The 6,548-nt window shown below is 44.5% G+C and carries 5 protein-coding genes and 2 pseudogenes; 2 read left to right on the top strand and 5 right to left on the bottom strand.

The features are described from left to right. Positions 1–340: pseudogene (locus Q0314_RS04800) on the bottom strand (hypothetical protein); the annotation flags it as partial. A gap of 351 nt (positions 341–691) precedes the next feature. On the opposite strand from Q0314_RS04800, the gene Q0314_RS04795 reads away from it, so the two are divergent. Together Q0314_RS04795 and Q0314_RS04790 are read left to right on the top strand one after the other, a co-directional pair. After that, positions 692–2,128: a catalase gene (locus Q0314_RS04795; RefSeq protein WP_298057114.1), complete on the top strand. Its 1,437-nt coding sequence runs from the start codon at positions 692–694 to the stop codon at positions 2,126–2,128. Beyond that, a complete protein-coding gene (locus Q0314_RS04790) occupies positions 2,125–2,613 on the top strand; it encodes an ankyrin repeat domain-containing protein (protein ID WP_298057112.1) in 489 nt (162 codons plus the stop codon). Before Q0314_RS04795 ends, Q0314_RS04790 begins: the two co-directional genes overlap by 4 nt. Positions 2,614–2,805: 192 nt before the next feature. Here Q0314_RS04790 and Q0314_RS04785 read toward each other — a convergent pair whose 3' ends face one another. From Q0314_RS04785 to Q0314_RS04770, 4 genes and pseudogenes are all read right to left on the bottom strand, one after another. Further along, positions 2,806–3,246, bottom strand: a complete 441-nt coding sequence (locus tag Q0314_RS04785) for a hypothetical protein (protein WP_298057110.1) — start codon at positions 3,244–3,246, stop codon at positions 2,806–2,808. Positions 3,247–3,754: 508 nt separating this feature from the next. Next, complete coding sequence (hisD, locus tag Q0314_RS04780) at positions 3,755–5,050, bottom strand: histidinol dehydrogenase (RefSeq protein ID WP_298057108.1); 1,296 nt, start codon at positions 5,048–5,050, stop codon at positions 3,755–3,757. A gap of 884 nt (positions 5,051–5,934) precedes the next feature. Beyond that, positions 5,935–6,195: pseudogene (locus Q0314_RS11290) on the bottom strand (1-aminocyclopropane-1-carboxylate deaminase); the annotation flags it as partial. Between the two features lie 40 nt (positions 6,196–6,235). After that, positions 6,236–6,548 (bottom strand): OmpA family protein (locus Q0314_RS04770; RefSeq protein ID WP_298057104.1); only part of this gene is annotated, 313 nt, incomplete at its 5' end.

The following is a 6,548-nucleotide window of genomic DNA, read 5'->3' as shown; positions in this document are numbered from 1 at the left end:
TTAGCAAATACCTGCCGCTGTGTGCGATAGCAGCGTAAATTTCGCCATCAGGCGAGCGGTAAAAGTTGCTCTTGTCGATATTTTCAAATTTGTCTTGAGTTGCAGCCGCGTAGTAGAAAAAAGCGAGTATCAACTCTGGTATCGCTAAAGCCAAAACGATCGCTATGATCCATATTTTTTTATTTTTTACCATAATACTTCTAATATTATTTTTTAAATTTGATCTCTCTTTTGCTTTTTTACCCTCCCAAACAAAGGCACCAACTCCGGTAGCTAATAAAATCAACCAAAACCACCAGCCCGTTTTGTGAAAACCAAAGCAGATAACCGTCTCCACCACGAGCTAGCCATAAACCCACGCCATAACGCCGCTTGATACCACAGCATAGACTTTTACGTCATTAAATGCTCTACTATGAATGCTTTTAAAATCACTAGGATTAAATTTAGACTTTTGTGATTTTATCATATTTCTTTTTCGCCGATATCCATAAACCTCTCTCAACCTATCCAAAAAGAGAATAAGTCAAATTTTAAAATATTGAATAGCAAATTTATCGCCAAAATGCAATTAATTTTCCAATATCCACAATTTATAAATTTTTCTACTAATAATTTTTATTATTTAAGAAAAATTTTATTCTAAATAAGTATAATTCCGAAATAACAATTTTTATTAAAAAGGAAAAATATGAAAAAACTAACCACCACTTCAGGCAATCCGATAGCCGACAATCAAAACTCGCTTACTGCGGGTAGTCGCGGCGGCATAATGCTACAAGATTATCAACTACTTGAAAAACTAGCCCACCAAAACAGAGAACGTATCCCGGAAAGAGCCGTCCATGCAAAAGGTAGCGCTGCGTACGGTACGCTAGAGATCACGCACGATATCTCGCGCTATACGAAAGCAAATGTCTTGCAAAAAGGCGAGAAAACGAGACTGTTCCTGAGATTTTCTACCGTAGCCGGAGAGGCCGGAGCGGCTGATGCCGAGCGCGACGTAAGGGGCTTTGCGATTAAATTTTACACAAAAGAGGGCAACTGGGACTTAGTCGGCAACAACACTCCGATTTTTTTCATCAAAGACCCGTATAAATTCCCAGATTTCATCCATACTCAAAAACGCGACCCGCGCACGCATCTACGCTCAAACGAAGCCGCTTGGGATTTTTGGAGCTTGAGCCCTGAAACTATGCACCAAGTTACGATTTTAATGAGCGACCGCGGCATACCTGCTAGCTACCGCCATATGCATGGATTTGGCAGCCACACCTATAGCTTTATAAATGACAAAAACGAGAGATTTTGGGTCAAATTTCACTTTAAAACTCGTCAAGGCATTAAAAATTTAACCAACGATGAAGCCGCGCAAATAATCGCAAAAGACAGGGAGAGCAACCAAAGAGACCTCTTTGAAAGCATAGAAAAAGGAGATTTTCCAAGTTGGGATTTTAAAATCCAAATAATGACCCAAGATCAAGCAAAAAGCGTCAAATTTAACCCATTTGACCTAACCAAAACATGGTCTCATAAGGAATTTCCGCTTATCGACGTTGGCGTCATGACGCTAAATGAAAACCCTAAAAATTACTTCAACGAAGTAGAGCAAGCCGCATTTAGTCCGTCAAATATAGTCCCTGGTATCAGCTTTAGCCCCGATAAAATGCTTCAAGCCAGAATCTTTAGCTATCCAGACGCTCAAAGATACCGCATAGGCACGCACTACGCGCAGCTAAGCGTAAATCGTCCGATAAGCGAAATAAACACCTACGTCGTGGGCGGTGCGATGAATAACGGAATGTATGAACTCGACGACAAGGCCTACTATGAGCCAAACAGCTTTGGCGGCGGCAAAGAAGATAGAAGCCTGCTAGAGCCTGATATAAATTTAGAAGGCGCAATGCAAAGATACGACCATAGAGCCGAGGATCAGGATTATTACTCGCAACCTAGAGCGCTTTTTGCACTAATGAACGATAGCCAAAAATCACAGCTTTTTAGCAATATCGCAGAGAGTATGGCTGGCGTGAGCGAAGTGATAAAAGAGCGCGCGATAGGTCACTTTGAGCAAATCTCGCCAGAGTACGCAAACGGCGTCAGAGCAGCTCTAAAGGCTAAAATTTGACAAATTTAACGCAAGCTGAAGAGCAAAGATATAGCGAACTTTGCGCCATGGCACTTGATTTTGCGAGGCAAGACGAAGCAGACGAGCTAGAAAAGATGATAAAGGCGGGGCTTAGCGTAAATTTAAAATCAGCCAAAGGCGATACGCTTTTGATGCTGGCTAGCTACAACAATGCTCTAAATACCGTAAATATGCTACTCTCAAACGGCGCTAGAGTAGATGAACGCAACGACCGCGGGCAAACTCCGCTTGCGGGCGCTGCGTTTAAGGGGCACTTAGACGTAGTAAAAGCGCTAGTTGATGCCGGAGCCGATATCGAAGTAAATAATGGATTAGGGATGACGCCTTACATCTTTGCGGTGATGTTTGGTAGAAGCGAGACGGCAAAATTTTTACTTAGCAAACGTAAAAAAGAAAAACTATTTCAAAAAATAGCAGTTAAATTTTTAGAAATTTTTAGCAACAAGAGTGCAAAAACTGCCTAAATTTGACTCATATATATATTTTCTAAACTCCGTCTGATTTAAGGCGGGGTTTAGAAACTTTAAGACAGGCGGCTAAAAATAGACAACGGTAACGTATTTTTGCAAATTTGCTTAATTTTAAGCAACAGCATGCGCAAGGCTGATTTGCGGCGATTGCGCAAGTTTATAAGCGGACTAAATTTAGCGAGTCCGTTAATTTAGAATAGCAAATTCTACATATCCCTCCATCGCGACGAGTAAAATCCAGCCCGCCTCGGAACTGCAAAAATAGCGATGCTCCGGGATGTTTTCAACCGTAAATTTTAAAAAATCGTAAAAATACTCAGGGTCAAATTTGACCCCTGTGCCGCTTAGATTGTCTCCGACGTAACTTATCTCGCCGCTTAAAATTTTACTTTGGATATTTGGATTTGAGTTTAGAAAGTTTTTAATATCGGTAAAATTTTTATAATCAGCCGTTTTATAATCTTTTAAATTTTGGAAAACCGGTTTTGAGCCGACAAAAGTAAAATTTCGCTCTATAAACTCCGCTCCGTCGTCGCTAATACGCCACTTTTGGCCCAAATTTGACAAAAAAGCGAGCATCTCATCACCCGCTGAAATAAAATTTGAAACGGGATTTTTCGGACTCATTTGTCTCCTTTTGCGAGATTGCCGTAAATTTTATAAAAACGTAAATTTTAGCAAGCCGCTCGTATGTTTATTTTGTAAAATTCAAGCACCGATCTCGCGGCCAATTTAAAATTTATCCAAAAAAATTCAAGAGATATTATCTCTTGGAGAGATTTTAAGGGTTACGAAGTGAAAAATAGGCGCAGGCTGGACAAGCCAGTCCACCAATCCGTTTTTTCGCGAGTTCCGTTAAAAGCTCCCGAGAGATAACTATGCAAAAGCCTTCAAATTTCGCACGCAAAACTCGCGGCAAAGAGTTTTGAGCAAATTTAAATGTTTTTATCAAATTTCGTCCCAAGATAGGACGCAAAGTCCATCGACGGACAGAAACAAATTTAAATACAAGGCGTTATATCTTGAGGCGATTTTTGAAGTTGCGACGTAAAAATAAAACGGAGCGGACCGGTCGTCCGTGAGTATTTATTTTTACTAGCCCTTCAAAAAGCGTCCAAGAGATAATGCCCTAAAATCACTTAAGAGCTTCAAGCCTAACCGCGACCGAACGCTTATGCGCCCCCAGCCCCTCGGCATCGGCTAGCTTCATGCACGCATTTCCCAGCTCGCTTATGCCTTTTGCGTTTAGCGAGATGAGCGAAGTGCGCTTCATAAAATTTTCAACCCCGAGAGGCGAATAAAATCTCGCGCTACCGCCTGTGGGCAGCGTATGGTTCGGTCCTGCTAGATAGTCGCCCATCGCTTCAGGCGTAAAGTGCCCGATAAATATCGCGCCCGCGTGCCTGATCTGCGCGGCCAGCTCCATCGCGTCGTTTGTCGCGATCTCTAGGTGCTCGGGCGCTAGCTCGTTAGCCAGTCTCACGCACTCATCAAGGTCGCTAGCTACGATGATAGCACCCTTTTTATCGATACTAACCTGCGCGATGGGCTGCCTAGCTAGAGTCTTAATCTCCTCGTTTATATGCCTTTGCACCGTCGCGCCGAAAGCTTGATTTGGCGTGATGAGTACGGCGCTAGCCATCTCGTCGTGCTCGGCCTGCGAGAGCAGATCCACGGCGATGTGGCGAGGGTCGGCGCTCTCGTCTGCTATGACGCAGATCTCGCTAGGGCCGGCGATCATATCGATATTTACCTCGCCGTAAACTAGCTTTTTAGCCGTCGCGACGTATATGTTACCAGGGCCCGTGATGACGTCGGTTTTTTTGATCGTTTTCGTGCCGTAGGCCATCGCCGCTACCGCCGACGCACCGCCCACCCTATAGGCCTCCTTGATGCCGCAGACGTGCATGGCTGCTAGCAGTAGCGTATTTACCTTGCCCCCGACGGCAGGCGTGCAGACTACTATTTCCCCAACGCCCGCGACCAGGGCCGGGACGGCGTTCATGAGAAGCGAGCTAGGATAGGCGGCCTTGCCTCCGGGGATATATAGTCCGGCGCGGTCTAGCGGAGTGTACTTTGCGCCTAGCAAAACGCCGTGCTCGTCGTGCTCTATCCAGGTTTTTGGCAGGCTTTTTTCGTGGTAGCTTTTTATGCGCTCAAAGGCTAAATTTAGCGCGTTTCGCAGGCAGCTATCTATGCCGTCGTATGCCTTTTGCATCTCGTCGGTACCGATTTTTAGGGTATTTGCGTCGGGTTTCCAGCGGTCAAATTTCTCTATCTGCTCAAAGAGCGCCTCGTCGCCTCTAGCGCGCACGTCCTCAAGTATCTGCGAAACGGCTGGCATAACCGCGCTCATATCGCCGTTTGAGCGGTTCACCAAAGCCGCAAAATAGTCCTTAAAATTTTCGTTGCTAGTGAGTAAAAACTTCATTTCGTCTCCTTAAATTTTCTTTCGTATCTTAGTTTTTGACTGATATTTCCGAGCGCGCCGCCTTGGTGGATGTATAAAATCTCGTTTTTAAATACGCCCAGGTTTGACGTCATCGTTAAAAAGCCCACGGGATCGTAAATGAGCTCAAACTCTATCCCTGTTTGCTCGCATACTTTGCGCCAAATTTGATAAAGCTCGGGCTTTAGATCGCCGAAATGATATTTTTTGGGCGGCGGCAAAATGCGAACCTTTGAGTTTGGCGTCAGCGCCTCGATCTCGCTTTTTAGATAGTCCGCGTCGCCCACGCAAGGACAGGTAAAAACGTCAAATTTGACATGCTTAGCCAAAAACGCCGCCGACGTGCCCGTACCCGAGGGCAAAAATATATCAACGGTCTTGCCCTCCGCATCCGCCCAGCGCTCTATCTGCCTAGCCTGCGAGATAAAGCCCGCCTCCGCCTGCGGCTGCCAAACGCCCTCGTTTATAAAAAGCGAATCGCCAATGAAGCAATCCTGCGCGGCGGATAAATTTGAGCTTGTTTGGTCTGCGGATTTTTTAAAATTTGAGTTTTTATGGCTTTTGCATTCGCTGAAATTTGCGCTCTCGAGCTCTGCTTGTTCGTCAAATTTGTTCAAATTTTCTCTGCCTAGATTTTGTAAATTCGGCTCGACTTCAGCTTGCAAATTTGACATATTTTTTGCATTTAAATTTATATCCGTAAAACCGAACCGTTCGTCAAAGTTGCTCAAATTTGACCCGCCCGTATCCTTTAAATTTAACCCGTTTCTATCAGAAGCATCCGTCAAATTTACAGCCTCATCGCCGTAAATCTCGCCCTCTTTTAGGCCGGCTAGTTCGTAAGCTAGAGCCCTAGCCCGTACCCGTCTATCTTTATCTATGTAGATTTTCATTCCGTTTTCAAGGGCGAATTTAAAATTTCCGACTGGATTTGCCGCTAAATTTGAGTTTAAATTTGAAACGACGTAGTGAAACTCTAAGCCCTTCATCTTCGCAAAAACGCTTAGGCTATACATCGCGTTTGACTGGCTTGAGCCGTAGCTAACGACGCGCTTTATACCGCCTAGACCGGCATGCAAGAAATACTCCAGCTTTCTAGCCTTGTTGCCGTTAAATTCGCCGTCCATCAGATCGTCGCGAAGTACGTAAAAATCGAGTCCGTTAAATTTAGTCTTTTGAATACTTTTGATTTTGCCGCTCCAAGAGATCTTGCATCTCTTTCATCGACTCTTTGTCCGAGATCGAAAATTTGATCTCGATGCGCCTTGAGGCGTCGGGGTCTTCTTTGCCGTTTTTCATCACCAGATCGCTAAAACTGCGCCCGCTAGCGATGAGATAGTGCTCTAGGCGCTTATCCTTGTTCCACGAGTAGATAAAATCTAGCACCGAATACGCGCGCTTTTGCGATAGATCAAGGTTGTACATATAGCTACCAACAGAGTTCGTATGCCCCTCGATCACGATTCTATCGATGTGTTTT

It is taken from the genome of uncultured Campylobacter sp. (assembly GCF_938040115.1).
Lineage (GTDB): Bacteria > Campylobacterota > Campylobacteria > Campylobacterales > Campylobacteraceae > Campylobacter_A.
Note: the sequence above shows the minus strand (reverse complement) of the source record. Positions and strands in the feature narration are given on the sequence as shown.

Coding starts and splice junctions, on each gene's coding strand:
- Q0314_RS04795 (WP_298057114.1), top strand. CDS start 692: ATGAAAAAACTAACCACCACTTCAGGCAATCCGATAGCCGACAATCAA.
- Q0314_RS04785 (WP_298057110.1), bottom strand. CDS start 3,246: ATGAGTCCGAAAAATCCCGTTTCAAATTTTATTTCAGCGGGTGATGAG.
- hisD (WP_298057108.1), bottom strand. CDS start 5,050: ATGAAGTTTTTACTCACTAGCAACGAAAATTTTAAGGACTATTTTGCG.